Genomic DNA, 23,864 nt, shown 5'->3' on the forward strand with positions numbered 1-23,864 from the left:
TCCCACGCCGGAGCACACCCCCGCTATGTACGACTACCACGTCCACTCCAACTACTCGGACGGGTCGTTCCTCTACTGGATGCTCTCGGCCGCCGAGGACGCCGGACTGGACGGCGTGGGCTTCGCGGACCACTGCAACGTCTCGGCCCGCGAGGCACAACAGCGCGAGAAGTTCCTCTTCGGGTTCACCCTCGATGCGACCTACGACCGCAGGCGGGCGGGTATCGAGGCGGTCCGCGACCGCTTCGACCTCCGGGTGTACGACGCCGTCGAGATGGACTACGTCGCGGGCGAGGAGGACCGTATCGCGGACTTCCTCGACGAGGCGGGCTTCGACTACGCCATCGGGAGCGTCCACTCCCTCGACGACCGGAACGTCCAGACCAACGGGCCGTTCCGCGACCTCTCGCCCGACGACCGGCGGGCGGTGGTCGACGATTACTACGAAACGCTGGCAGGGATGGTCGAGTCCGAACTGTTCGCCGTCGCGGCCCACCCCGACCTGCTCGAACGAAACGAACACCTCCGGGGGCTGGCCACCGAGGACCACTACGACCGGGTCGCGCGGGCGTTCGCCGACTCGCGAACCGTCCCCGAGGTCAACGCCGGGCGCGTCCTCTCGGAGTACGGCGAGTTCCACCCCGCACCCGCCTTCTTCGAGGCCTTCCGCGAGTACGACGTGGGCTTCACGCTCGGGACGGACTCCCACCGGCCCGACGAAATCGCCCCCCGTACCGAGGAACTCGACCGCTTCTGTTCGGAGACGGGCCTCGAACCCGTCGAACTCGACGTCCCGACGTGACCGCCCGTACTACGGACGAAGCTATCGGGTTCCTTCCATCGGTTTCGTGCGAACGCGACACACGACCGGAGCAGCTACTTTTCCGGTCCGCGGTTCCGTGGAACCATGTCGACGGAAACCACGACGGCGACGACGCGTGAAACGGCCGAGAACGGACTGCTCGTCGGGGGCATCGCCGGCCTCGTCGGGACCATCGCCTTCGGTGCGCTGCAGATGGTGATGGGCATGGAGGGCGTCATCGCGGGGGCGATACCCGCGCTGTACACCCTCGGCCCCTCGCTGACGCTCGGGTGGGTCATCCACCTGTTCCACGGGGCGGTCCTCGGCGTCTCCTTCGCGGCCCTCGTCTCCGCGACGGGCCTCCGCCGGTACGCCGACAGCACCCTGGCGATGCTCGGACTCGGGGCGGTCTACGGCGTCGTGACGACCATCGCGCTGGCGTGGCTCCTCATGCCCGTCTGGTTGCAGGCGGTCGGCTTCCCGATGGCCCCGCCGTTCCCCAACGTCGGGATGGCGAGTCTGGTCGGCCACCTCGTCTACGGCGTCGTCCTCGCGGCGGCGTACGTCGTCCTGCGGCCCCGGCTCTGAACTCCCCCGACGTGCGAGCGGAATTTTTCCGAGGATACCGACACCCGAGCGACAGCGAGCAGTCGCGGCGCTGTGCTGTACGGTGCGGTGCTGTCGTGCCAGCAGTCCTCCCGCGAGTGAGACGCGAAGCGTCGAACGAGCGGGCCGACGACCGAACGGAGCCGCGCGGAGCGCGGCGAAGTGAGGGAGGAGCGTTTTTGGTCCAGATTTTGCCAGCGAGCCACGGACGACCGCCGAGCGATAGCGAGGCGTGTCGTCCGAACGCGAGCGCAGCAAAAGGTGGGGGACTAATGGACGAGCCGCGAACAGGAGCCACAGAGGTTCTGCTCTTTGACGTCGACCTCGCGGACGGTCGGCGAGAAGTTCATCACGCAGCGCTTGTTGTCGCAGTGTTCCAGGCCGAGCGTGTGGCCGATCTCGTGGACGACTTCCTTGCGCACGCGGTCGGCGAACACCTCGCTCGCGGGCTTCGAGGCGATGCCGCCGTCGGAGGAGGTCTGGAGGCGATAGGTGGAGATGACCGACCCGTTGCCGTCGAGGTAGGCGAGGCCGAAGACGTAGTTTCGGCGGCGGTAGAAGAGGTCGTTGGGCGTGATGGCGATGTTCTTGCTCCCGTCGCCGATGCGACTCGCGAGTTCGATGAACTCCTCGGCGCGGTACTGGTCGCGGCTACTGTCGTACGCGCCATCGGGAATCGGCTCCGTGGCGTGGATAGTGACATCGCAGTCGTAGACCGCGCGTAATCCGGCCGAGGCTTCCCGCTTGACGACGGCAGGGACGTCGCCGACCGGCACGATGTCAACGTGCATGAAGACTGGTATGGCGCGACTCGGTATAAGTCTCCCGTCGTAACTGCCCTCCCGGGGCCGATTGGCTCGCCTCGGGGACGACACGTTCGAGCGGGTCGGCAGGGTCGGCACCATCCGAGTGATAGAAGTAGGTGGCCGACGGCGATACCGACGTGAATCCGGCGACCCGCGAGGCCCTCGTCTCCCGCCTCGCCCGGCACGACCGACTCGTCGAGGTGGGCGTGGGCAACCGCCCGGACGTCGCACGCGCCCTCGCGGCCGGCGGGGCCGAGGTGACCGCCACGGACGTCCACGACCGGCCGGTTCCCGATGGGGTCCGGTTCGTCCGCGACGACGTGACCGCCCCCGACGACTCGGTGTACGCCGACGCGGACGCCCTCTACGCGCTCAACCTCCCGCCCGACCTCCACGGCCCGACGTGGGCGCTCGCCCGCCGCCACGACGCCGCCTTCCTGTTCACCACACTGGGCGGCGACCCGGCGGCGGTCCGCGCCGACCCGGAGACGCTCCCCGGCGAGACGCTGTTCACCGCACGACCGGCACCCGGCGACCGAGTGGGGGGTCGCTCGTGACCGACGGTCCGGACGCCGAGTCCGGTGCGGACGCGACACTCGCCGTCGACGCCGTCGTCCTCGACATCGACGGCGTCCTCGTGAACGTCGAGCACTCCTACCGGCGGGCGGTCGTGGAGTCCCTCGACCGCGTCTACGGCGAGACCATCGACGCCGACGGCGTGCAGGCGTTCAAGGAGGCCGGCGGCTTCAACGACGACTGGGACCTCACCCACGCCGCGGCACTGTTCCTCCTCGCCCGCCGCGAGGGCCTCGACAGGGACGTCCAGTCGTTCACCGACGCCGTCTCGGCCAGCGGCGGCGGCCTCGACGGCGCACACGCCGTCGTCGCGGACGCCCTCGACCCGGACGAGCGCGAACGCGTCCTCGCCGCGTGGGACCCCGAGCGTCTCACCGACACGTTCCAGCAACTGTACCTCGGGAGCGAGCGCTACCGGGAACTGGAGGGCGGCGAACCCACCCTCGACGAACCGGGGTTCATCGAGGACGAGACGGTGCTCGTCGACCGGGCGACCCTCGCCACGTTGACCGAGCGCTACCGCGTCGGCATCGTCACGGGGCGGCCGGCCGCCGAGGCCGCCATCGCCCTCGAACGCGTCGGACTGGAGGTGCCCGAGGACCACCGCTTCACGATGGACAGCGACCTGCCGGGGAAGCCGGACCCCGACGCGCTGGTCGAACTCGCCGAGCGCCTCGGCGCGACCCGCCTCGCCTTCGCGGGCGACACGCTGGACGACGTGCGCTGTGCGGTCAACGCGGGCGAGGCCGACCCCGAGCGGACCTACTACGGCGTCGGCGTGCTGACCGGCGGGCTCTCCGGCGAGGAGGGTCGCCGCAAGTTCGCGGACGCGGGTGCGGACGCCGTCGTGGAGACGGTCGACGACCTACCCGACCGCCTCGGATGAACCGCGGGCGGCCGACCCGCCGTCGCTTCACTTAGACGCTCTCCGGACTGGTCGTCCTCGCGCGTGGCTGTCGAGTCTCCTCTCGCCGCCCGACCCGTTCTCGCGACTCCTGTTTCTCGCGCCGGGACTCCTGTTCGGCCCCCGTCGTCGCCTACTGGCTGATCTACCGCGACGGGTGGCGAACGCTCGGGGTGCAGTCGTCGGAAGAGGTACCGTTCAACCGCCTGCTGGTGTTCTTCGCCGCGCTCTTCCTCGCGGTGGTCGTCGTCAATCGGGCCGTGGGACTCGTCCTCCCGTGGGGTGAGAACACCGTCGCCGCCGCTGTGGGGGTGGCGTTCGCGTCGTGGGTCGCGTACTTCGGCGGGTACGAGCGGCTTCCACGACTGCGCCCCGAGGAGTAACCTGCCGGTCACACAACCCTTAATCCGGCCGCTTCCGACGACGGGGTATGCGAATCGCACTCTGCGGCGGGACCGGCGACATCGGCGAGGCACTCGCGCTCCGGTGGGCGTACCATACCGACCACGAGGTGCTCGTCGGGTCGCGCGACCCCGACCGCGCCCGTGAGAAGGCCGAGGAGTACGAGACGGAACTCGACAGCCGCGGCGTCGAGGCGACGGTCAAGGGCTTCGCCAACGAGATGGCCGCCGACCGCGCGGATGTCGTCGTCCTCGCCGTCCCGGCCTACCACCTCGTCGACACCGTCGAGGCCGTCGCGGAGAGCCTCGACGAGGGGAACGTCCTCGTCACGCCCGCCGTCGGCATGAAACGCGACGACGACGGCTTCCACTACAACGCCCCCGGCGCGGGGAGCGTCGCCGCCCTCGCCGCCGAGGCCGCACCCGACGACGTCTCCGTCGTCGGCGCGTTCCACAACCTCGCTGCTGGCCGCCTCGCCAACCTCGACGCCGACGTCGACTGGGACACCCTCGTCTTCGGCGACGACCCCGACGCGAAGGACATCGTCTCGATGCTCGCCGAGGAGATCGACGGCCTCCGCGCCCTCGACGTCGGCGGCCTCGCCAACGCCAGCGAGGTGGAGGCGCTGACGCCACTGCTCATCAACGTTGCCATGAACAACGAGGGGATGCACGATCTGGGCGTGAAGTTCCACTAGCCCACGTTTTTCTTCGTCGGGGTCGCTCCGCGACCCACTCCTCGAAAAACCTGGACTAAAAGGACCGGCTCCTCGCGCTTCGCGCTCGGAACCGGAGAACCGCGCTCGTTTCACTCGCGCGGACGCTTGGCTACCGGTGTCTGTGCCTCACTGCCGCGAAAACGGGAAGATGCGTGGCCGGGTGCCGTCTTACGCGCCGGCGGATTCGAGGGCCGTCTCGATGTCCTCGCGCTGGGTGACACCGACGAACCGCTCGACGACGCCGTCGTCGTTCTCGATGATGAGCGTCGGCAGGGAGCGGACCTGGTACTCGTTGGCGACGTCCTGTTCCTCGTCGACGTTCACCTTCTCCACCTCGAAGCGGTCGCCCCAGTCGTCCTTGAGTTCGTCGAGGATGGGGTCCTGAGTCTTGCACGGGCCACACCAGTCTGCGTAGAAGTCCTTGAGCGTAACTGTCATCGGTACCCCGACGCTTACCGTCGGTTCGGAATAAGGGTTTCCACTGTGTGCAGGTGTGGCGCCGAACCCGCCCCTCGCGTCGCCGTCCCGCCGTCCGTGGGAGATAGACGAAACGCTTAGGAGTGCCCGCTTCCGAGTCGGGCGCATGAGCAAAGGACAGAACTCCGGCGGCCTGATGTCGAGTGCCGGTCTCGTCCGGTACTTCGACTCCGAGGACCACAACGCGCCCAAAATCAGCCCCAAGACCGTCGTCGCCTTCGGCGTGCTGTTCGGCCTGCTGATTCAGGTGCTGAACGCCGCCTTCTGACGCGCCGAAAAACCCGATAACCGACGCTGCACTTCTCTCTCACCACCCGATTACTCGACGGGCTACCGGCCCGCGAACGCCGACTCGCGGACCGGGACTGTCAGTCCCGTCTGTTTAGTGCCCCCGCGGCCCCGAACCGAAGCGCCGTTCGAACTCCGGGTCGCTGTCGGCGTCCTCCGTGGCGTCGACACCGCCGTCGGTGGTGCCGGGGCCCATCGTCGGGCCGCGCGGGTCGGAGGTCCCGGCCACCGACCCGGCCCGGCCCATCCAGCGCGAGATGTTGTTCGCGACGTAGTCCTTGCCACCCCACCCGAGGGCGACGCCGACACCGATTGCGAGGGCAGCACCCGCACCGTAGGCGGCGGCCTGGGCGAACACGTAGAGGATGGCCGTGTCGATACCCATCGTGTCCAGACCGATGACGACGGCCATGAAGTAGAGGAACAGCTTGGTGCCCGAGGCGAAGTACTTCGTCGCGCGGGAGTTCGTCGCCTCGCGCGTGCGAGCGATAGTGTCACCGATGAAGTCGGCGACGACGAACCCGAGGACGATGACCAGCAGGCCCGCGACGAACGAGGGCAGGTACGCCATCGCCGTCGACACCCACTCCGAGAGCAGGTCTATGGCGAGGACGTCAGCCGCGGCGACGAGCGCCAGTGCGTAGACGAAGTAGCGCGCTATCGCGCCGAACGCGCTTGAGACGGCTTTCTCCGTCCCGCCCATGATTCTCCCCAGCGGGGTCTTCAGGACCGCGCGGTCGACTTCCGCCCGGTCGGCCACCTCTCGAATCGCCCGCCCCACGATACGGCCGACGACCCAGCCCACGAGGAGGACGAGTATCGCGCCGATGAGGTTGGGCAGGAACGCCACGACGCTGGTGAGCAACTGGTTGAGGTAGGTGCTCACGTCTCCGACCTGGAGGAGGAAGACACTGCTCGTATGGACTGTGTGTACCATGGCTGAGCGTGCGCCACGAGCGGGTTTAGTTAATCTGCAGCGTTCCGTGAGGAAACCTGTCAGGTCCGCCTCCGGGGGTGGCGGGGGCCGGTCGAGTGTGCGCGTCGTCGACCCACGCGCCCGGGTGCGGGGTAACGGTTGCACGGCCCGTCTCCGGGAAATCGGGCCGTAACCCGACCTGACACGTCCGTGCGAGTTCGCCCCGGGATATCGCGGGGTGGTACGGGCGCGTACCGGCAGGTCGCGGGGTTTTTCTCGGCTATCGCCCTATCTTGGATATGACCATCACGGCCGGCGTCGTCGCGGTCCAGGGCGACGTCTCGGAGCACGTCGCGGCCATCGAGGCGGCCGCCGAGGCCAACGGGGCAGGCGAGGCACACAGTGCCTCGAAGCGGAGCGGGGAGCACGGCGACCCGCGAGGCGGTGTCGAGGTGCGGGAGGTCAGGACGGCGGGGGTCGTCCCCGAATGCGACGTCCTCCTCCTGCCCGGCGGGGAGTCGACGACCATCTCGCGACTCCTCCACGGTCAGGGCATCGACGAGGAGATTCGCGACCACGTCGCCGCCGGCAAACCTCTGCTCGCGACGTGTGCGGGTCTCATCGTCGTCAGCCGCGACGCCAAAGACGACCGGGTGCGCGTCCTCGACTTGCTGGACGTGAGCGTCGACCGCAACGCCTTCGGGCGGCAGGTGGACAGTTTCGAGGCACCGCTGGACGTCACGGGCCTCGACGACCCGTTCCCGGCGGTGTTCATCCGCGCGCCCCTCATCGACGAGGTGGGCGACGGGGTCGAGGTCCTCGCCGAGTGGGAGGGGCGGCCCGTCGCCGTCCGGCAGGGGTCGGTCGTCGCCACCTCCTTCCACCCCGAACTGACGGACGACGACCGCATCCACCGGCTGGCGTTCTTCGAGCGCGCGCTCGCCTGAACCGGGGTCGGCCGCGCCCCGCGACACCCGCCCGCTCGCTGAGGAATCGCTAGACGTTTTCCGTGGAGCCACCCTGTGAGGGGTATGGACGCAACTATCGACGCGGTCCGGGTGGCGGGGACGCCCAACGGGCCCACCCCCATCGTCGTCCTCGCCGTCGACGACGAGGAGGACATCCTTCCCATCTTCATCGGCTTCGAGGAGGCCACCAGTATCGCCCGCGGCGTCGACGCGACGGACCTCGGTCGCCCGCTCACCCACGACCTGTTGCTCGACGTCATCGAGGAACTGGGCGGCCGCGTCGACCGCGTCCACGTCGCCAGCATCGACGACGGCACCTACATCGGCGAGATACACCTCAACACGCCCCGGCAGGACACCGTCGTCGACGCCCGCCCGAGCGACGCGCTGGCGCTCGCGGCCCGGACGGACTGTCCCATCACGGTCGCCGAAGCGGTGTTCGAGGCCGGACGGGAGGCTCCGGAGCGCTTCGCCGAACTCGACGACATCCGCGACGTGGTCCAGACCGTCGCCATGGGCGAGTCGGAGGGGTTCTATGAGTGAGGAGCGAGCGGGCGGCGCGAACGACGGGGCCGACGCGGTCGACCCGTCGGTCCTCGCCGACCTGTTCGCCGTCATCGAGGACCGAAAGGAGACGCTCCCGGAGGGGTCGTACACCGCCTCGCTGTTCACCCACGAGAAAGGCGAGAACGCGGTGCTGGAGAAACTGGGAGAGGAGGCGACGGAGGTGCTCCTCGCCGCGAAGGACGACGACCACGCGGAACTGGCCCACGAGTCCGCGGACCTCGTCTACCACCTGCTGGTCCTGCTGTCGATGAAGGGGATGGACCTCGACGACCTGCTCGCGGAACTCGCCGACCGGCGCTGAGTTCCCGCGTCCTACTCGACCCGCTCGAACCGGTGGCGGACCACGTCCGCGTCGTCGTCCCACTCGAACCCGTCGCTGTGGGCGTGTTCGAGGCGCTTCCTGTACGCGTCGAGGTCCTCCGAGCCCTCCGCTCGCGCGTCCTCGTCGGTGAGGTCGCCGAGCGTGCGGTGGGTCACGTCGGTCACCTCGAAGGTGGTCCCGTCCACGGCGAAGGTGTCGCCGACCTCGGCGTAGGGGTTGCCGCGGTGAATCTGCGTGATGTCGCCGTCCAGGGCGAGCTGTTTGACGTGGTCGTTCGGGAGGAGCGTGTCCGCGTCGAGTTCGGCCATGACGGGCCTACGCGCGCCAGCCACAAAACAGTACGAGCGGGGGCGGTCCCCGCCGGTTCACCCCGCTCAGGCCAGTGCCGCGCCGAGCGCGCCGCCGACCGCACTCGGCAGTGACATGAGGAACCAGACGACGACGAGGAAGGCCGTCAGGCCGAGACCGAAGGCGGCGCCGCCGGGGCCGCCGCCGACGCCGAGGGCCGTCGTCGCGAGGAGGCCGATGACGAGGACGACGGCGACGCCGCCGATGGCCCCCGCGAGCAGGCCGTGCCACGCGCCGTTGCCGATGCTCCCCTTCGCGATGATGCCCGCGACGAACCCGCCGACGACCGCCGCACCGAGTTGGCCGACGCCCGGGAGGAGGATGCCGATGGAGCCGAGGACCAGTTCCACCGCGAAGCCGACGAGGACCGCACGCCAGTTGACCATGGGTCACGTAGCCGACTCGACGCCAAAACCCTGCCGCCGGGCGTGACTGTCGAACGCGCGGGAGGGTGCGGGGGTGCGGGTCAGCGCACGAGGCCGCCGACCGCCCCGCCGACGGCGCTGGGGAGGGCGAGGAGCGCGGCGACGGCGAGGACGACGACGGCGAGGCCCGCGCTCCCGACGACGGCCTCGACGGAGCCGGTCAGACCGCCGAATATCGACCCCGCGAGGACGAGGAGGACGGCGAAGACGACGCCGCCCAGCGCCCCCGCGAGCAGGCCGTGCCACGCGCCGCCGAACAGCGAGCGACTCCCGAGGTAGCCGGCGACGAACCCGCCGACGAGGCCCGCGCCGACCTGTCCGACGAGGGGGACGGTGATACCGAGCAGTCCGAGGGTGAACGCGACGAGAAAGCCGAGGACGACGGCCCGCCAGTTGGTCATACGTGTGATACGTTCCCGGTCGACAAATCGGTACCGCCGCGCTGGACCCCAAGGAACGGGCTTTTCACCGCTGGCACGGTACGAGTGGTATGACATTCGAGAACCTCCAGACGGTACCGCGGTCGGAGGAACTCATCGACCAGGCGTTCTCGCGTGCGGCGCGGGCGGGGCGGGCCAAGACGGGACTCGAGGCCCAGCAGTCGATGCTCCAGACGGCGGCCAACGTCATCTCCGACAATCTCCAGAACGTGACCACGTCGTGGCCCGACTTCGACACCGTCGACCCGTTCTACTACGAACTGGCCGACGCCGTCGTCCCGGCCCACGGCGACTGCCCCGGCGGCGTCGACGGCCTCCGCAAGCACCTCTCGGAGGTCATGTGGGCGGGCCGGCAGGCCGGTCACATCCGCGACGAGTACCAGCCGAAACTCCGCAACGTGGACGTCGACCTCGCGCGCAAGCACCGAAAGCAGGCGTTCGCCCGCCTCGCATCGGTCGCCGAGGAGGTCGGGGACGACCTGCTCGCACTCGGGGAGGCGCGCGACACCCTCCGCCAACTGCCCGACATCCGCCCCGACGAACCGGCCGTCGTCATCGCGGGCTACCCCAACGTCGGCAAGTCCACGTTCGTCAACGCGGTGACGAACGCGCGCAACGAGATCGCCTCCTACCCGTTCACGACGCGGCAGATTCGCGTCGGGCACGTCGAGCGCAACCGCATCCGCCACCAGCTCATCGACACGCCGGGGCTGCTCGACCGGCCCGCCGAGGAGCGAAACGGCATCGAACAGCAGGCCGTCAGCGCCCTCGAACACCTCGCTGACTGCATCCTCGTGTTCGTGGACGCGAGCGCCGAGTGTGGCTACCCCGTCGAGACGCAACTCCACCTCCGGGACGAACTGAAAGAGCGCTTCACCGACATCCCCGTCCTGACGGTGTGTACGAAGGCCGACCGCTCGCGTGACCTCGACGCCGACCACTACCTGAGCGTCGAGACGGGCGAGGGGGTCGACGAACTGGTCGATCTGGCGGTGGAAGCGGTCGACTGGGAGATAGAACTGCCGTACGAGGGGTAGCGAGGTTCGGAGGGCTCGAAGAGCCCGAGAACCTCGAAAGGCGAGCGGGGAGGAACGGTGCGGTCCGGTGACCGTCACCTCGGTTCGTTCAGGCCGCCGTAGCGTTGTAGGTCACGACGACGTTCGCGGTGACGGTCACCGTTCCGGCGTCGAGTCGCGTCGGCGCGCCGCCCGCCGAGTCCGCCGACGCGTAGGCGACTCGCTCGCGGACGACGGGGTCGGCGCTCAGCGAGACGGTCGAGACGGAACTGACGCCGGTGATGCTGAGGTCGCCGCTCGTGGCGACCGTCTCGGCTTTCGTCTCGGCGTTGGTCATCGCCTCGGTCAGCGCGTCGTTGCGGAGGGACCGACGGGTCTCCTCGCTGACGCCGAACGTGACCTGCTCGACGCGCGCGGCACCACTCTCGACGGCGGTGACGATGGCGTCACCCGCCGCGTCCGGGTCGTCGACGCGGACCACGAACGAGTGGCGACCGACGAACTCGGCGGCCGTCGGGTCGCGTTCGCTCCGGTAGTTGCGGTCGATATCGTAGCGAGCGCTGGTGACGTCGTGTCCGGCCGATTCGAGCGCCTCGCGCACCTCCGTACTGTTGGCGGCCAGTCGCTCGCGGACGTCCCCGACGGCGTCGCCCTCCTCGACAACGCTCACGCGGACCGTCGCGCGGTCGGGGGCGACCTCGACGCTTCCGTCGGCGGCGACCTGTACCGTTCGGTCGCCGGTGGGGGCGTCTGCCCCCGAAACGGCGCTTCCCGTACAGCCAGCGAGGACCAGGAGCGCCGCGACCGCGATGGCCGCGACGAACTGTCGTTGTAATCGCATGACAATCGATGTCGTTCCACCTCGGTGAAAAGTACGGTCCAGTATCAAACGGGGATTTGAGCGTCCCGACGCCCGCCCCAGGCCGATCAGGCGAGTTCGTAGACGGCGGTCACCGTCGCGGTGATCGTCACGTCGCCGGGTTCGAGGACGGTCCCCGCGTCGTCGCGGGCGGCACTCTCGGCGTAGTAGGGCATCGGGCCGTAGCTCACGTCGCCGGTGCTGGCGGAGACGAGGCCGCCGAGGGTCACGTCGCCGGCCGTCGCGATGGTCTCGGCGTCGGCGCGGCCGTTCTCCACGGCGCGCGCGAGAGCCTCACCGCGCACCTCCTGTCGGCGCTCGTCCGAGAGGGTGAACTGCACCGAGTCGACGGTGTCCGCGCCGTTCTCGACGGCGGTGTCGACGACTTCGCCGGCGCGGGTCACGTCGTCCAGTTCTATCTGGTAGGTGTGGACGGCGCGGTACCCGAGAAGTTCGCGGCCCTCCTGCCGGTAGTCGTACTCGGGGTGGAGGACGAAGCCGGTGGTGCGCACCCGGTCGTCGGCGATGCCGGCGTCACGGAGCGCGCTCCGCATCCGTTCGGCGTCCGCGGCGGCGGCGTTGCGGGCCTCGTCGGCCGTCGCCGCCTGCCCGACGACCGAGAGGTGGACGAGCGCCTGGTCGGGGGTGCCGACGGCGCTCCCGGTCGCGGTCACGCTGACCGTCGCCTCCTGCTGTGGCGGGGTCGTGGTCGGCTGTGCCGCGCCGAGACACCCGGCGAGGACGACCAGTGCGCCCACGAGGAGGGGCGCGAGCGCTCGGGTCAGTCGGCGGCGGTGTCGGTGTTCGGGGTCCATGAGATACAGTGGCTCGGTAACGGAATGAACCTCTCGGAGCCTCAAACGGCGGTTTGACGCTGTCCGGCTGGACGTCGCCCGCCTCCACCGTCGTCTCGCTATCCTCCGCGAGGGACGTCACCCCCCGCGTACGGGCCGGGCGACGACCGGTTCCATCGGTCCCGACAACCCCGCCCCGGCGGACGACCGGCCGGGGTCGGCGTGCGACGACACGGTCCGGACCTCGACGTACCGGACCTGAACCGCCACGTCGCTGCCGACGGCCTCGTCTATCCGCTCGTCGAGCAACCGGGCGACATCCTCGGGGGACGTCCCCGGCGGCGAGCCGACGGTGACGACGACGCGGCTCGGCTCGCTGAACAGCATGTACTCGTTCGTCCGCTCGATGCTCACCTCGATGAGCGTCGCGTCCTCGCGGCCCTCGAGGGTGTCCTCGACGGCCCCTCTGATGTTCTGTTCGGTGGTCGCCGTCGTGTAGCTGCTGTAGGTGACGGCCCCGAGGAACAGCGAGAGGACGGCGACGGCGACGACCAGCACCGCGAGGCGCTTGAGGGTCGCGCTTCGGGCCTCTCGCCAGCGGAAGAACGGCTCGGGTCGGTAGCCGAGGTACCACAGCACCACCAGCGCGGCGAGGTTGATCGACAGCAGGTTGACGAGCGTGAGAACCGCCGCGCCGACCGCCGCGCCCGGCAGCCCCCAGGCGAGAGCGATGCCGACCGTCGCCGCCGGCGGGATGAGCGCGACGGCGATCATCACGCCGACGAGCGCCGTCGAGACGCCCGCGGTGAGGCTCACGATGCCGGCGACCCCCGCTCCCAGCGCGACGGCGAGCGAGAGCACGTCCGGCGCGAGTCGCTCGCTGACCTCGCCGAGCGTCGTCGGGTCGAGCGTCGGCGGCACCACGCCGACGGTCCGCACGAACACCGAGAACAGGGTGGCGGCGACGACGGTCAACGCGACCCCGAGCGCCTGCAGTTGGACCCCGCGGACGAATAGCTCCTGGTCGTCGATGACCGTGCCCACCGCGGCCGACAGCGCGGGGCCGATGAGCGGGGCGATGACCATCGACCCGACCACCGTCGCCGGGGAGTCGAGCAACAGGCCGGCGGTGCCGACGATGGCGCTGACGAGGGTCATCGTCACGTACGTCCAGAAGGAATCGGAGAACCCCTCGGCCTTGGCTCTGAGTTCTTCGCGGGCGATGCGCTCCTCGCTCGTCTCCTCGGCGTACTCGTCAACGAGGTCCTGAAAGCGCTCGGAGACGACCGTCTCGGCCTCCGTGACAACCGTGTAGGCGTTCTCGCCGACGCCGACGTCCCGCAGGTCGTCGAGGACGTCCTCGACGGCGCTCGTCGGGACGGGGAAGGCGACGGTCGCCTCGTACTCGCGTTTGCTCGTCTCGTCGCTGACCACGTAGTCGATACCGGCGTCGTCGAGGACCTCTTGAACGACGCCGCGTTTCCCCTCCGGGATACCGACCTGTACGAGTCGCACGGTGCCTCAACTCCGCGCCGGGAAAAATAGCTGCGGGTCGCCGACGCCGTCGTCCGCCTCCGACGTCCGTCCCCCAGACGTCGCTGTAGTGCCCTGCATCGCGGCATCGCGTTCGCTTCGGTCGGTGTGGCTACGCCACGGCCCCGAAGAGGCGGCTCCGACGCGAGGTGGGTCCCGATCCCTCACCGGTCACTCCCGCAGTCGGTCGAGGACCGGAATCTCGGCGATGCGTTCCTCCGAGAGCAGGTCCCAGTCGATGCCTGCGGGACGGCCCGTCGCGCCCGTCCGAATCACGCGCTCGGGGGTCACGACGACGTCCATCGGCACGTCGTGGCTCCCCACCTCGACGGCGTCGTCGACGACCTGTCGCTCGTGGACCGTCGTGACCACCGGCGTCGAGTCGTCCACCAGGTCGAGGTCGGTCAGGACGGCGAACTCGAGGTCCGAGTAGCCCTCGCCCTTCCCGATGCGCGCCCCGTCCTCGGTGACGGCGACGCTCCCCGAGAGGACGAGGTCCACGTGTGGCATCTCGTCGGGGCCGACGCGGACGCCCGCCTCGTCCATCCCGCTGACCGTCGCCGCCGCGTCGGTGTCGTCCAGTTCGTCCGGATCGAGTTCGACGAAGCAGTCGGCGTCCCTGAGTCTGGGTACGGCCATGTAGACGGTCTTGCCCTCCCGGAGCGCCCGTCGCCGGGCGGGGAGTTGCGGTGCGTCCGGGTTGGCCTTGATTGCCGCCGCGTCCTCCCACTCGGGGAGTCCGGCCAGTCGGTCGGCGGCCTCGCTCGCACCCTCGAAGTTCGGGATGCGGCCGTGAGGCGGGAAGGGGAAGCGGGCGATGCCCTCCGCATCCAGCGCGTCCCAGATGCGCTCGCGGACGGCCTGTTTGTTCATGGGTTCTGGTCGGACGGTCGAGAGAAAAGTTCGGTGTTCAGCGGCCGGGTCCGGCGGGGTTATCGGCCCGCGGGTCGGCCGGCGGGCGAGACGACACGGCGCCCCTTCGCCCACGCGCCGAGTGCGCCGCCGATGACGCCCGGGATGGCCGCGAGGACGACGAACAGGGCGCCGACCAGCAGGACGCCGAGGCCGAGGACGCCGCCGACGAGGGTGCCCAGCACCGACAGGAGGGCCACTACGAGGATGACACCGAGCGAGGTGGCGACGCCGCCGTTGAGCGCCCCGTTGCCGACGGTGCCGCCCGCGACGTAGCCGGCGACGAGGCCCGCGACGAGTCCGGTCAGGCCAAACCCGAGGGAGGGGAGCGTCGCGTCGCTGAACGGCACGGTCATCCCGCTGACGATACCGACGACGATGGCTGCACCGACGCCGTAGAGAACCGCACGAGTGTTGATGCTCATACTGAACACCGATGAAGACTCGTGAGGAGATAACCACGTGACCACGGTTCCGCGGACGGTCCGGGATTCCGGTCGGTCCCCCGACCGGTGAGAACGCGGCGCTTATCCGCCGGCGCGGGGTAGCCGGGGTATGTTCGACTCTCGTCCGGACCGCGACGCGGAGGTGGTGCTCCTCGGGCGCTCGAACGTCGGGAAGTCGACGTTGATGCGCCAACTGACGGGCCACACGTTCAACACGGGCAAGAAACCCGGCGTGACCCGACAGCCGAACCACTACGACTGGGCGCCGGAGAGCTTCGTGCTGACCGACCTGCCCGGCTTCGGGTTCATGGAGGGCGTCCCCGCCGAGCACCGCGAGGCCATCAAGACCGACATCGTGCGCTACCTGGAGGAGTACGCCGACAACATCCTCGTGGGCGTCCTCGTCGTGGACGGCAAGAGCGCCGTCGACATCATCGACCGCCACACGAACGAGGATGAGATACCCCACGACGTGGAGCTGTTCTACCTGCTGGAGGACCTCGGCATCCCCGCGGTCGTCGCCGTCAACAAGATGGACAAAGTCGACGACGAGGACGAGCGTCTGAACGAGATCTGTGACCGTCTCGGACTCCTCCCGCCGTGGAAGCAGTGGCAGGACACCATCGCGCCCATCGCCGCCAAACGCGGGAACGTCGACGCTCTGGAAGAGGCGGTCCGCGAACACCTCCACGCTGCGAAGCGCGACGACCTGTTCAAGTTCTTCTGACCCCGACGCGGGCGAGGGTTCACGTACGACGACGGGACCACTCACGGCCGTGTCCTGAGTAACGCCGCGGGGTGCGCCGTGGAGCAATCCACACGGCGGTAGCGCGACAGCGCGTCCCGTGCGGTCCCGTCGCCTGTTCGCCCCACGCGCCGGCCCGATTCTCACGCGCCGTCGACGGTCCCGACGCGCACCGCTCCAACCCCATCCAGTCTCGCCGGCGTGGGCGATCGCGTCCCGGAACTCGTTCACGTCCGTGACGCTGTCCCAGCGGCGCGCCCCGTCAGGCGAGCCTCGTCGCGTTCCCGGACGCGTTCGACGCGCCCGTCCCGAGGGGGACGGCGGTCGCCGCCTCCTCGGGGAGCGTCACCGTCACCGGCGTGCCGTAGCCGCCGAAGTCGAGGTCGATTCGCTGCTGGATACGGACGGTCCGCCGGTTGTCGCCCGCCTGCACCGTCGTCCGGCCGGTCAGGTTCGTCACCGACCGGACGGGCCGGTTCGTCTCCGTGCTGACGTAGAACGTCGCGTTGAGGCTCGTCACGTTCAGGCCGCCCTGCTCGATGGGCCCGGCGGTGAAGCCGAGTTCGTCGAGACGCGACCGGTCGACCTGCGCTCGAAGGACGTACACCTCGGTCCCGTTGACGGTCCGGGTCCCGTCGAGGGTCACGTTCGAGGCGTTCAGCAGCGCCCGCTGGCGGGTGAGCGTGTCGAAGCGCGACCACTGCTCGCTGGCGTTCTCGGCGGCCGGGAGGCGGATCCACTCGGAGTCGTACTGGAGCACGTAGCTCTCGCTTCGCTGGTAGACGGTGTCGTTCACGTAGTACGTCTCGACGACGTACGACTGGCCGAGCGCCGACTGCGTCTGGTTGAGGTACGCCACGCGAGCGGTGCGGTCGAACCGCCCCTCGGAGGTGCCCGAGACGGTCTGGTCGAGCGTCCCGGAGTAGCGGGTGCTGACGTTCGCCTCGACGCGGTACGTCTCGACGGCGTCCATCGCGGCGAGCGTGTCGGCTCGCAGTTCGCTACCGTCCGTCGGCGTCCCGGTCCCGGTCGCCGTTCCGTTCGTCGGCGGGCCGTCGGACCCGCCGGGGAGGAGCCCGCTGCACCCTGCGGTGAGGACCAGCAGCGCGACGAGGGCGGGGAGGAGGCGGCGCATACCGGACGGTCGGGGAGACGGCACAAAACGTTGTCCGATGACGTTCCCGGACTACCGGGGCCGCCCGCTGACAACGCTGACGAACCCCAGCGCGTGCTCGTCGTAGCGGCGGTCCACGCACTCAGAGGCGAGGGTCGCCCGCGCCGTCCCGACGCGCTCGTCGAGTCCCTCGCGGGCCGCCCGGGTCTGCAGGGCCTGCCGGACGGACGCCGAGAGTCCATCGGCCGGCGCACCGCCGCCGACGAACGCCCCGAACAGCGGGTTCGCGAGCGCCCCGACCGGGTGGTCGCTGCTCGTCCCGTCGAGCAGCGCGACCCGGCCGTCCGCCAGCGCACACCAGTCGCGCACCGCCTCGGCGGGGTCGGGGAGCATCCCGACGACGAACGACCCGAGGACGGCGTCGGCGCAGGCGACCGGCGGCCGCGTCGCGTCGGCCTGCACGACGGCCACGTTCTCCCACCCGGCCCGGTCGACGCGCTCCTGTGCCCGTTCGAGGAGCGGGCGGGTCAGGTCCACGCCGAGGACGGTCCCCCGCGAACCGACGCGTTCGCGCAGGAACGGGAGGTTCGCTCCGGTCCCACAGCCCATCTCCACCACCGTGTCGCCCGGCGAGAGGTCCAGCGCGTCGGCCGCCGTCCGGCGCCAGCGCGCCACGCCCGGCGCGGTGGCGATGGCGTCGTAGAGGTCGGCGTACCGGCCGTAGAACGACTGGATGGGGTCGCTCACAACAACCCTCGGACGACTTCGGCCGCGCTCGCGGCGTCGTCCGCAAGGACGTACACGACCGGTTCGATGCCGAACCCGCCGGTCTGGTAGAGCACGTCGGCCGACGGGTTCGACTCGACCGCCGCCCGCACGCTCGCGTCCACCTCGTCCTCGGGGTCGAACGCGACGGCAGTGAGTCCCTGCTCCGTCAGACCGGCGATGACCGTCTCGTCGTACCGGACGTTCACGGCGGCGCGGGCGTCGCTCCCGCCGGCGCGTGCCGCGAGGAGGACGCGGGCGACGTGCTCGCTCACCCCGAACTCGGGCGCGCCGGGGACGGTGGCTCGCCCCTTCACGTCGAGGATTCGCCCGGGGACGCCCGCCACGTCGTCGATCCCCGCCGCGTCGGGCAGGCACTCCACGAGGTTCGACCCGACGGCGGGGATGAGCGCGGCGAACCCGCTCGCGTTCTCGAGGATGCGCAGGCCGCGACGGACGGACGCCAGCGCACGTTCGGCGGCCCGGACGCCGCTGTCCGCGTCGTGGACCGAGAAGTCCCCGTCGTACTCCGCGAGGCCGGGCATTGCCCGTTCGTGCATCGTCGCCAGCAGGTCGCCGCGTTCGAGTTGCCGGACGAGCACCTCCGCCTCGACGAGCGCCTGCACTCGGCTCATCTCGCCGGACGCGAGACCCTCGCCCAGTCGCGCGACGAGGTCGATGACGCGTTCGTCCTGCAGGACCTCCTCTCGCCGTTCCACGTCGCCGTGGGCGTACTTCGAGACGGCGCTCTGGGAGATGCCGAGCAGTTCCGCCACCTCGTTCTGCGTGAGGCCGCGCGCTCTGAGGTCCTCCGCGAGCATCGACCGGAACGTCGGGAGGAACTCGTCGACGACCACCTCCTCGATGAACCTCACTGGTCGCCTCCGAACTCTACGTCACCACGGATGCGCGAGGCCTGCGGCCCGCGCTGGTCCTGATACTTCGACCCGCGACCGCTCCCGTAGGGGCGCTCTGCGGGGGTGGTGAGTTCCGTGAAGACGAGTTGCGAGATACGCATCCCCGGCGAGAGTGCGACGGGGGCGGTCCCGAGGTTGGAGAGTTCGAGTGTGACGTGTCCGCGGAAACCGGGGTCGATGAAGCCCGCAGTCGCGTGCACCACGACGGCGAGTCGACCGAGCGACGAGCGTCCCTCGACCTGTGCGACGAGGTCCGACGGTACTTCGACCCGCTCGTGGGTCGTCCCGAGGACGAAGTCGCCGGGGTGGAGGATGAACTCGTCGCCGTCCTCGATGGTCGTCTCGGTGACGTAGTCTTCCACCTCCGTCTCGCGGTTCGGGTGGATACAGGGGATGTTCGCGCGCTGGAACTCGAGGAACTCGCGGCCGAGACGGACGTCCACGCTCGCGGGTTGCACCTGCAGGTCAATGTCGTCCAGCGGTTCGACGACGAGGTCGCCCACCTCCAGACGCCGCAGGATGTCCGCGTCCGACAGTATCATACTGTGGAGAGGCGGCGACGGGACCCTAAACCTTCGTCTCCTCGTCGGTTCAGGACAACTGGGTGACGAGAACGGCGGCGCCGCTGACGAGCGCGATCAGGAGGGCGGCGTCGCGGGTCACGTTCCGCGCGTGGCGCATCCCGTGGTAGTAGACGTAGCCCTGCCAGACCGTCGTGACCGTCGCCCCGAGGACGACGACGGGACTCCGGAGGTCGCTCCGGAACGTCGCAACCTGCGAGCGGAGGGCCGCCTCGCTCGCGGTGGGGTCGAACCCACCCGCGAACGTCAGGAACACCCCTGTCACGACGACCAGTTGGGGCAGGGTCGCGGCCTGCGCCCACCCGGCGACGGCCAGCGAGTCGCCGAACGACCCCTCGCCGCCCGCGAGGGCGGTCAGGCCGTGCATCCCGACGGCGCCGACGAGCCACCCCGCGAGCGACCCGCCGAACGCGACGGGGAGTTGCCCGGAGACGGCGTTCCAGACGAGTGAACTCGCCGCCACCTCGCGGGTCGCCGGTTCGTCACACCCGTCGTAGCGCGGTGACTCGGGGTCGTCGCTCCGGTCGTCGCAGACCCAGTCGGGCGGCCGGTTCTCGTTGTCGACGGTGACAGTCGTCTCCGCGGCCTGTTCGGCCAGCGCGTAGCCCAGAACGCCGATACTGGCCGTGACGGCGAGGGCGACGAGGAGGGCGACGGCGCCCGCCCGTGCCAGCGAGAGGCCGGGTGCGTGGCGCTCGAAGTACCGGTCCGGTCGGAGGAGGGGGCCGAGGACCATGCCCGGACGTTCTCACCTGCCGACAAGTACTTTCCCCTGCCCGTCTCCGTCCGCCAGCGCTTTCACCCTCGTTTGCCGAGTCGTGGTATGAAACAGGCCATCGCCGCCCGGACGGACATCGGGATGGGCACCGGCAAACTCGCCGCGCAGGTCGCCCACGCGTCGCTGAAGGCGTACGAGAACGCCGGTCCGGACGCCCAGCGGGAGTGGAAGGCGGGCGGACAGAAGAAGGTCGTCCTGAAGGTGAAAAGCGAGAACGATCTGTTCGAACTGGCAGAGCAGGCCCGGCGCGAGGGCCTCCCGCACGCGGTCATCCGGGACGCGGGCCACACCCAGTTGGACCCCGGGACGGTGACGGCACTCGCGGTCGGCCCCGCCCGCGACAACCTCGTCGACCGGGTGACGGGCGACCTCTCGCTGTTCTGACTCCCCGTCGGAACCGCCGACTCAGAACGCCCGGTGGTACTGGACGGGGACGTCCACGTCGTCCATCCGGTCGAATTCGTCGGCGGCGTGGAGCGTGAAGTACGGGTCGCGCAGGTGTTCGCGCCCGAGGATGGCGAGGTCGGCGTGGCCATCGCTCACTACGTCGTTCGCCCCCTCGGCGGTGGTAATCTTGCCGACCGCACCCACCCGGATGTCCTCGCCGTGTTCCTCGCGGACCGCCTCGGCGTAGGGCACCTGATAGTGGGGATCGGGGTCGGGCACCTGCTGGTCGGGGTGGATGCCGCCCGCGCTCACGTCGACGAGGTCCGCGCCGACGTCGGCGAGGTCGCCGGCCAGTCGGACGGTGTCCTCGACGGTCCACGACTCCCGGTCGGGGAGCCAGTCCGTCGCGGAGACGCGCACGAACACGGGCTTGTCGTCGGGCCACACCTCCCGTACGGCCCCGGTGACTTCCCTGACCAGACGGGTGCGCCCCTCGAAGTCGCCGCCGTAGTCGTCCTCGCGGGTGTTGGTCACCGGCGAGCAGAACTCGTGGAGGAGGTAGCCGTGGGCGGCGTGGACCTCCGCGACTTCGAAGCCCGCATCGAGCGACAACTGGGCGCTGCGCGCGAAGGCGTCGATTACCTCCTCGATGTCCTCCCGGTCGAGCGCTTCGGTCTCCAGTGGCTCGTCGCGGGGGAACGGCGTGTCGGTGGGGCCGCGGGGCGTCCACCCGCCCTCGCTCTCGTCGTGGACGGGGTGGCCGCCGTCGGCGGGCGGCGCGGTGGAGGCCTTCCGCCCGGCGTGGGCGAGTTGGATGGCCGGCACCGACCCCTGCCCCCGGATGAACTGCGCGACGGGGGCGAGGGCGTCGGCGTGTTCGCGGTGCCAGATGCCGAGGTCCTGCGGCGAGATGCGTCCCCGCGGTTCGACGGCCGCCGCCTCGGTCATGACGATACCAGCGCCGCCGACGGCCCGCGACCCGAGGTGGACCTGGTGCCAGTCGGTGGCGACGCCGTCACCAGCACAGGAGTACTGGCACATCGGTGAGACCATCACGCGGTTCGGCACCTCGGTCCCCCGGAGCGTGAGGGGGCTGAAGAGGTCTGTCATCGACCGTCGTTCGCGGGGCCCCTCGAAAGGCCCGTCGAAGTCGGCAGCGTTCGACGGGGTCCCGTATCCGCAGGTCCTTACGGGACGGCCGTGTAGGGTGGCCATGCGCGTGGGCACGACGGGCGAGACGACGGACGCGGGGGACGAGTGATGCGACCGGCCCACCCCTTCGAACGGGCCGTCGGTATCGACCACTACGTGAGCGACGCCGACGGCGTCGGCGGCCGCCTCCGCAGTCGCCCCGAGGACTTCCGGGTGCGAGAGCGCGAGGCCGTCTCCGTCCAGCCGACCGACGCCGACCCGGGGTCGTACCCGGACCTCGTCTTCCGGGCGACGCTCCGCAACTGGGACACGAACGACTTCGCCTCCGCCCTCGCCGACCGACTCGGCATCAGCCGCGAACGCGTCTCGTGGGCCGGGACGAAGGACAAACACGCCATCACGACGCAGTTGTTCTCGGTGCGGGGCGTCGAGGGCGAGGACCTCCCCGACGTTCGCGGCGCGGACGTCGAGGTGCTCGGGCGGGCGGGCCGTCCCGTCCTCTTCGGCGACCTGCGGGGCAACCACTTCGAACTCACCGTCCGGGACGTCGAGGCACCCGGGAACGCCTCCCTCGTGACCGACCAGTTGCGCGAGTTCTGTGGCGGGGGCGCGGGCAAGTCCGACGGCGACGGGGGCGAGGGGACCACCGTCTGCGTCCCCAACTTCTTCGGCCAGCAGCGCTTCGGCGCGATGCGGCCCGTCACCCACGAGGTCGGACTGGCTATCGTCCGAGACGACTACGAGGGGGCCGTGATGGCCTACGTCGGCAGTCCCGACGAACGCGAACCCGAGGCGACCCGCGAGGCGCGCGCGTTCGTCGAGGAGACGCGCGACTGGAAGGCGGCGCTCGACCGCCTGCCGACCCAGTTGGGCTACGAGCGCTCGATGGTCCACCGCCTCGTCGAGAACGGGGCGGAGAGTCAGGAGGACTTCCACGAGGCGCTCCGCGCCGTCCCGACGAACGTCCAGCGTCTGTTCGTCAACGCCGCCCAGTCGTCCCTCTACAACCGGATGCTCTCGGAACGACTGGCGCGGGGCCTCCCGTTCGGCCGCCCCGTCGCCGGCGACGTGGTCTGTTTCACCGACGAACACGGCGACCCGGACACCGACCGCCTCCAGCGAGTCGACGAGGGTCGGGTCGACACGGTGACGAGACACTGCGAGCGCGGGCGAGCGTTCGTCACCGCGCCGCTGGTGGGCACGGAGACGGAACTCGCCGACGGCGAACAGGGCGACATCGAACGCGCGGTGCTCGACGAGGCGGGCCTCGCGCCCGGCGACTTCGAGCGGACGGGGGAGTTCGACTCGACGGGGACGCGCCGGGCGATACAGGTCCGGACCGACCTGACCGTCGAGGCGGGCGAGGACGACGAGGACGACACGCTCACGTTCGGGTTCGCCCTCCCGGCGGGGTCGTACGCGACGGTCCTCATGCGCGAGTTCCTGAAGGCGGACCCGGTGGACCTGTAGCGTTCCCGTCGGGAGCCGTAACGCACCGCTTATCCACGCGAGTTCCCTCCTCCCGGTATGGAGTGTCGGCAGTGTGCGAGCGCGCTCGAACGACCGGGCGACTTCTGTCTGGTCTGCCGGACCACCAACGCCGACACCGTGGTTCTCGACCTCTCGCGGGAGCGGGCAGCCGTCACCGCCCTCCTCGACGAGTCGGTCGTGGCCCGCCGCGAGGTGACGACCACGCCCGAGTCCGACGGGGAGACCGAACCCGTCGAACTGCGGAACTTCGCGGGCCTCGTCGCCGACGAAATCCATCGAAAGCGGCCCGAGGAGGTGTACGCGACGGGCGACCGGGCGGTCCTCCGGGCGGTCCGCGTGCAGGCGCACTACCCCTTCTACCGCGTCGAGGGCGAGGACCCCGTCGAGACGGTGCTCGAACGCCGCGGCGAACCCTCGCTGGAGGTCGTCGACGAACCGCCCGCGAAGAAACTCGGCGGGTCGCACTCGACGCTCATCGGCGAACGCGACGGTCAGCGGGCGGTCCAGACCGTCGCGAGTCACCCGCACGTGAAGAAGCTCATCCCCGGCCCCATCGAGGCGGGCGGGTCGGGGTCCCGCTCCGGGGTCCGGGCGAAGGCGACCCGCGCCGACGCCAACGGGAACGTCCGCATGCTCATCCGCGACGGGTCGAGCGTGCAGGAGAACCGGGTCGTCACGACGGCCCACGACCGCGAGACGGGCGAGCGCATCCGGGCGGACCTGAACGACGCCCTGCGCGAGGAGGATCTCCAGAACTGACTCGGACGGCGCACCGGACTCAACGGATTTATACCTCCGTTGGCGGTAGA

The 23,864-nt window shown here is 70.1% G+C and carries 32 protein-coding genes; 15 read left to right on the forward strand and 17 right to left on the reverse strand.

Going from position 1 to position 23,864, the window contains the following annotated elements:
• The first annotated feature begins 25 nt into the window (after window positions 1-25).
• Both NKG96_RS04100 and NKG96_RS04105 read left to right on the forward strand, forming a co-directional pair.
• Entirely contained in the window at window positions 26-802 is a 777-nt protein-coding gene (locus NKG96_RS04100) for a PHP domain-containing protein (RefSeq protein WP_254537191.1), read from the forward strand.
• A gap of 105 nt (window positions 803-907) precedes the next feature.
• Entirely contained in the window at window positions 908-1,390 is a 483-nt protein-coding gene (locus NKG96_RS04105) for a histidine kinase (RefSeq protein ID WP_254537192.1), read from the forward strand.
• A gap of 287 nt (window positions 1,391-1,677) precedes the next feature.
• On the opposite strand, the gene NKG96_RS04110 is transcribed toward NKG96_RS04105, so the two are convergent.
• Complete coding sequence (locus NKG96_RS04110) at window positions 1,678-2,199, reverse strand: archaemetzincin family Zn-dependent metalloprotease (RefSeq protein WP_254537193.1); 522 nt, start codon at window positions 2,197-2,199, stop codon at window positions 1,678-1,680.
• A 131-nt stretch (window positions 2,200-2,330) separates the two neighbouring features.
• On the opposite strand from NKG96_RS04110, the gene NKG96_RS04115 reads away from it, so the two are divergent.
• The 4 genes from NKG96_RS04115 (at window position 2,331) to npdG (ending at window position 4,793) form a co-directional block, all read left to right on the forward strand.
• Entirely contained in the window at window positions 2,331-2,771 is a 441-nt protein-coding gene (locus tag NKG96_RS04115; protein ID WP_254537194.1) for a UPF0146 family protein, read from the forward strand.
• Complete coding sequence (locus tag NKG96_RS04120) at window positions 2,768-3,676, forward strand: TIGR01548 family HAD-type hydrolase (RefSeq protein ID WP_254537195.1); 909 nt, start codon at window positions 2,768-2,770, stop codon at window positions 3,674-3,676. Before NKG96_RS04115 ends, NKG96_RS04120 begins: the two co-directional genes overlap by 4 nt.
• Window positions 3,677-3,867: 191 nt before the next feature.
• On the forward strand, window positions 3,868-4,077 hold the full coding sequence (locus tag NKG96_RS04125; protein WP_254537196.1) for a hypothetical protein: 210 nt from the start codon (window positions 3,868-3,870) through the stop codon (window positions 4,075-4,077).
• A gap of 47 nt (window positions 4,078-4,124) precedes the next feature.
• Entirely contained in the window at window positions 4,125-4,793 is a 669-nt protein-coding gene (gene npdG, locus NKG96_RS04130; protein WP_254537197.1) for an NADPH-dependent F420 reductase, read from the forward strand.
• A 189-nt stretch (window positions 4,794-4,982) separates the two neighbouring features.
• Here npdG and NKG96_RS04135 read toward each other — a convergent pair whose 3' ends face one another.
• On the reverse strand, window positions 4,983-5,252 hold the full coding sequence (locus NKG96_RS04135; RefSeq protein WP_254537198.1) for a thioredoxin family protein: 270 nt from the start codon (window positions 5,250-5,252) through the stop codon (window positions 4,983-4,985).
• A gap of 145 nt (window positions 5,253-5,397) precedes the next feature.
• Between NKG96_RS04135 and NKG96_RS04140 the strand changes: the two genes are divergently transcribed.
• Window positions 5,398-5,559, forward strand: coding sequence for a preprotein translocase subunit Sec61beta (locus NKG96_RS04140; protein ID WP_254537200.1), 162 nt, complete (start codon window positions 5,398-5,400; stop codon window positions 5,557-5,559).
• A 114-nt stretch (window positions 5,560-5,673) separates the two neighbouring features.
• Here the strand turns inward: NKG96_RS04140 and NKG96_RS04145 are convergent, their stop codons facing one another.
• A complete protein-coding gene (locus tag NKG96_RS04145) occupies window positions 5,674-6,516 on the reverse strand; it encodes a mechanosensitive ion channel family protein (RefSeq protein ID WP_254537202.1) in 843 nt (280 codons plus the stop codon).
• 278 nt (window positions 6,517-6,794) lie between these two features.
• Here NKG96_RS04145 and pdxT point away from each other — a divergent pair, with 278 nt between their 5' ends.
• The 3 genes from pdxT to hisE all read left to right on the forward strand — a co-directional run bounded on the left by pdxT (window position 6,795) and on the right by hisE (window position 8,331).
• Complete coding sequence (gene pdxT / locus NKG96_RS04150; protein ID WP_254537203.1) at window positions 6,795-7,442, forward strand: pyridoxal 5'-phosphate synthase glutaminase subunit PdxT; 648 nt, start codon at window positions 6,795-6,797, stop codon at window positions 7,440-7,442.
• 84 nt (window positions 7,443-7,526) lie between these two features.
• Window positions 7,527-8,006, forward strand: coding sequence for a bifunctional nuclease family protein (locus tag NKG96_RS04155; protein WP_254537204.1), 480 nt, complete (start codon window positions 7,527-7,529; stop codon window positions 8,004-8,006).
• The gene (hisE, locus tag NKG96_RS04160) at window positions 7,999-8,331 is read left to right on the forward strand and encodes a phosphoribosyl-ATP diphosphatase (protein WP_254537205.1); all 333 of its coding nucleotides are present in this window, start codon (window positions 7,999-8,001) and stop codon (window positions 8,329-8,331) included. Before NKG96_RS04155 ends, hisE begins: the two co-directional genes overlap by 8 nt.
• Before the next feature lie 11 nt (window positions 8,332-8,342).
• On the opposite strand, the gene NKG96_RS04165 is transcribed toward hisE, so the two are convergent.
• The 3 genes from NKG96_RS04165 to NKG96_RS04175 form a co-directional block, all read right to left on the reverse strand.
• A complete protein-coding gene (locus tag NKG96_RS04165; RefSeq protein ID WP_254537207.1) occupies window positions 8,343-8,660 on the reverse strand; it encodes an ASCH domain-containing protein in 318 nt (105 codons plus the stop codon).
• Window positions 8,661-8,726: 66 nt separating this feature from the next.
• On the reverse strand, window positions 8,727-9,086 hold the full coding sequence (locus NKG96_RS04170) for a DUF5518 domain-containing protein (RefSeq protein ID WP_254537208.1): 360 nt from the start codon (window positions 9,084-9,086) through the stop codon (window positions 8,727-8,729).
• Between the two features lie 80 nt (window positions 9,087-9,166).
• Window positions 9,167-9,526: a DUF5518 domain-containing protein gene (locus tag NKG96_RS04175; RefSeq protein WP_254537209.1), complete on the reverse strand. Its 360-nt coding sequence runs from the start codon at window positions 9,524-9,526 to the stop codon at window positions 9,167-9,169.
• A gap of 89 nt (window positions 9,527-9,615) precedes the next feature.
• Here NKG96_RS04175 and NKG96_RS04180 point away from each other — a divergent pair, with 89 nt between their 5' ends.
• Complete coding sequence (locus tag NKG96_RS04180) at window positions 9,616-10,602, forward strand: NOG1 family protein (protein ID WP_254537211.1); 987 nt, start codon at window positions 9,616-9,618, stop codon at window positions 10,600-10,602.
• Between the two features lie 88 nt (window positions 10,603-10,690).
• On the opposite strand, the gene NKG96_RS04185 is transcribed toward NKG96_RS04180, so the two are convergent.
• From NKG96_RS04185 to NKG96_RS04205, 5 genes are all read right to left on the reverse strand, one after another.
• Complete coding sequence (locus NKG96_RS04185) at window positions 10,691-11,422, reverse strand: SIMPL domain-containing protein (protein WP_254537212.1); 732 nt, start codon at window positions 11,420-11,422, stop codon at window positions 10,691-10,693.
• Window positions 11,423-11,508: 86 nt separating this feature from the next.
• The gene (locus NKG96_RS04190) at window positions 11,509-12,255 is read right to left on the reverse strand and encodes an SIMPL domain-containing protein (RefSeq protein WP_254537213.1); all 747 of its coding nucleotides are present in this window, start codon (window positions 12,253-12,255) and stop codon (window positions 11,509-11,511) included.
• Window positions 12,256-12,372: 117 nt separating this feature from the next.
• Window positions 12,373-13,749: a TIGR00341 family protein gene (locus NKG96_RS04195; RefSeq protein WP_254537214.1), complete on the reverse strand. Its 1,377-nt coding sequence runs from the start codon at window positions 13,747-13,749 to the stop codon at window positions 12,373-12,375.
• Window positions 13,750-13,938: 189 nt separating this feature from the next.
• Complete coding sequence (locus NKG96_RS04200) at window positions 13,939-14,640, reverse strand: 5-formyltetrahydrofolate cyclo-ligase (protein WP_254537215.1); 702 nt, start codon at window positions 14,638-14,640, stop codon at window positions 13,939-13,941.
• Between the two features lie 59 nt (window positions 14,641-14,699).
• Window positions 14,700-15,104: a DUF5518 domain-containing protein gene (locus NKG96_RS04205; protein ID WP_254537216.1), complete on the reverse strand. Its 405-nt coding sequence runs from the start codon at window positions 15,102-15,104 to the stop codon at window positions 14,700-14,702.
• Window positions 15,105-15,234: 130 nt separating this feature from the next.
• On the opposite strand from NKG96_RS04205, the gene engB reads away from it, so the two are divergent.
• Window positions 15,235-15,852: a GTP-binding protein EngB gene (engB, locus tag NKG96_RS04210; protein ID WP_254537217.1), complete on the forward strand. Its 618-nt coding sequence runs from the start codon at window positions 15,235-15,237 to the stop codon at window positions 15,850-15,852.
• A gap of 280 nt (window positions 15,853-16,132) precedes the next feature.
• Here engB and NKG96_RS04215 read toward each other — a convergent pair whose 3' ends face one another.
• The 5 genes from NKG96_RS04215 to NKG96_RS04235 are packed head-to-tail and all read right to left on the reverse strand — an operon-like array spanning window position 16,133 to window position 19,983.
• The gene (locus NKG96_RS04215; RefSeq protein WP_254537218.1) at window positions 16,133-17,005 is read right to left on the reverse strand and encodes a DUF7537 family lipoprotein; all 873 of its coding nucleotides are present in this window, start codon (window positions 17,003-17,005) and stop codon (window positions 16,133-16,135) included.
• Window positions 17,006-17,056: 51 nt separating this feature from the next.
• On the reverse strand, window positions 17,057-17,731 hold the full coding sequence (locus tag NKG96_RS04220; protein ID WP_254537219.1) for a class I SAM-dependent methyltransferase: 675 nt from the start codon (window positions 17,729-17,731) through the stop codon (window positions 17,057-17,059).
• Window positions 17,728-18,624, reverse strand: a complete 897-nt coding sequence (locus tag NKG96_RS04225; RefSeq protein WP_254537221.1) for a thiamine-phosphate synthase family protein — start codon at window positions 18,622-18,624, stop codon at window positions 17,728-17,730. Before NKG96_RS04225 ends, NKG96_RS04220 begins: the two co-directional genes overlap by 4 nt.
• Entirely contained in the window at window positions 18,621-19,208 is a 588-nt protein-coding gene (dcd, locus tag NKG96_RS04230) for a dCTP deaminase (RefSeq protein WP_254537222.1), read from the reverse strand. The genes NKG96_RS04225 and dcd overlap by 4 nt, the downstream gene beginning before the upstream one ends.
• 49 nt (window positions 19,209-19,257) lie before the next feature.
• The gene (locus NKG96_RS04235) at window positions 19,258-19,983 is read right to left on the reverse strand and encodes a Yip1 family protein (protein ID WP_254537223.1); all 726 of its coding nucleotides are present in this window, start codon (window positions 19,981-19,983) and stop codon (window positions 19,258-19,260) included.
• Window positions 19,984-20,070: 87 nt separating this feature from the next.
• On the opposite strand from NKG96_RS04235, the gene pth2 reads away from it, so the two are divergent.
• On the forward strand, window positions 20,071-20,409 hold the full coding sequence (pth2, locus tag NKG96_RS04240; RefSeq protein WP_254537224.1) for a peptidyl-tRNA hydrolase Pth2: 339 nt from the start codon (window positions 20,071-20,073) through the stop codon (window positions 20,407-20,409).
• A 21-nt stretch (window positions 20,410-20,430) separates the two neighbouring features.
• Here the strand turns inward: pth2 and NKG96_RS04245 are convergent, their stop codons facing one another.
• Complete coding sequence (locus tag NKG96_RS04245; protein WP_254537225.1) at window positions 20,431-21,522, reverse strand: NADH:flavin oxidoreductase/NADH oxidase; 1,092 nt, start codon at window positions 21,520-21,522, stop codon at window positions 20,431-20,433.
• Window positions 21,523-21,672: 150 nt separating this feature from the next.
• On the opposite strand from NKG96_RS04245, the gene truD reads away from it, so the two are divergent.
• Both truD and NKG96_RS04255 read left to right on the forward strand, forming a co-directional pair.
• Entirely contained in the window at window positions 21,673-23,034 is a 1,362-nt protein-coding gene (gene truD / locus NKG96_RS04250) for a tRNA pseudouridine(13) synthase TruD (RefSeq protein WP_254537226.1), read from the forward strand.
• A 57-nt stretch (window positions 23,035-23,091) separates the two neighbouring features.
• Entirely contained in the window at window positions 23,092-23,814 is a 723-nt protein-coding gene (locus NKG96_RS04255; protein WP_254537227.1) for a DUF2103 domain-containing protein, read from the forward strand.
• The last annotated feature ends 50 nt before the right edge of the window (window positions 23,815-23,864 follow it).

Source organism: Halomarina litorea (assembly GCF_024227715.1).
GTDB lineage: Archaea > Halobacteriota > Halobacteria > Halobacteriales > Haloarculaceae > Halomarina > Halomarina litorea.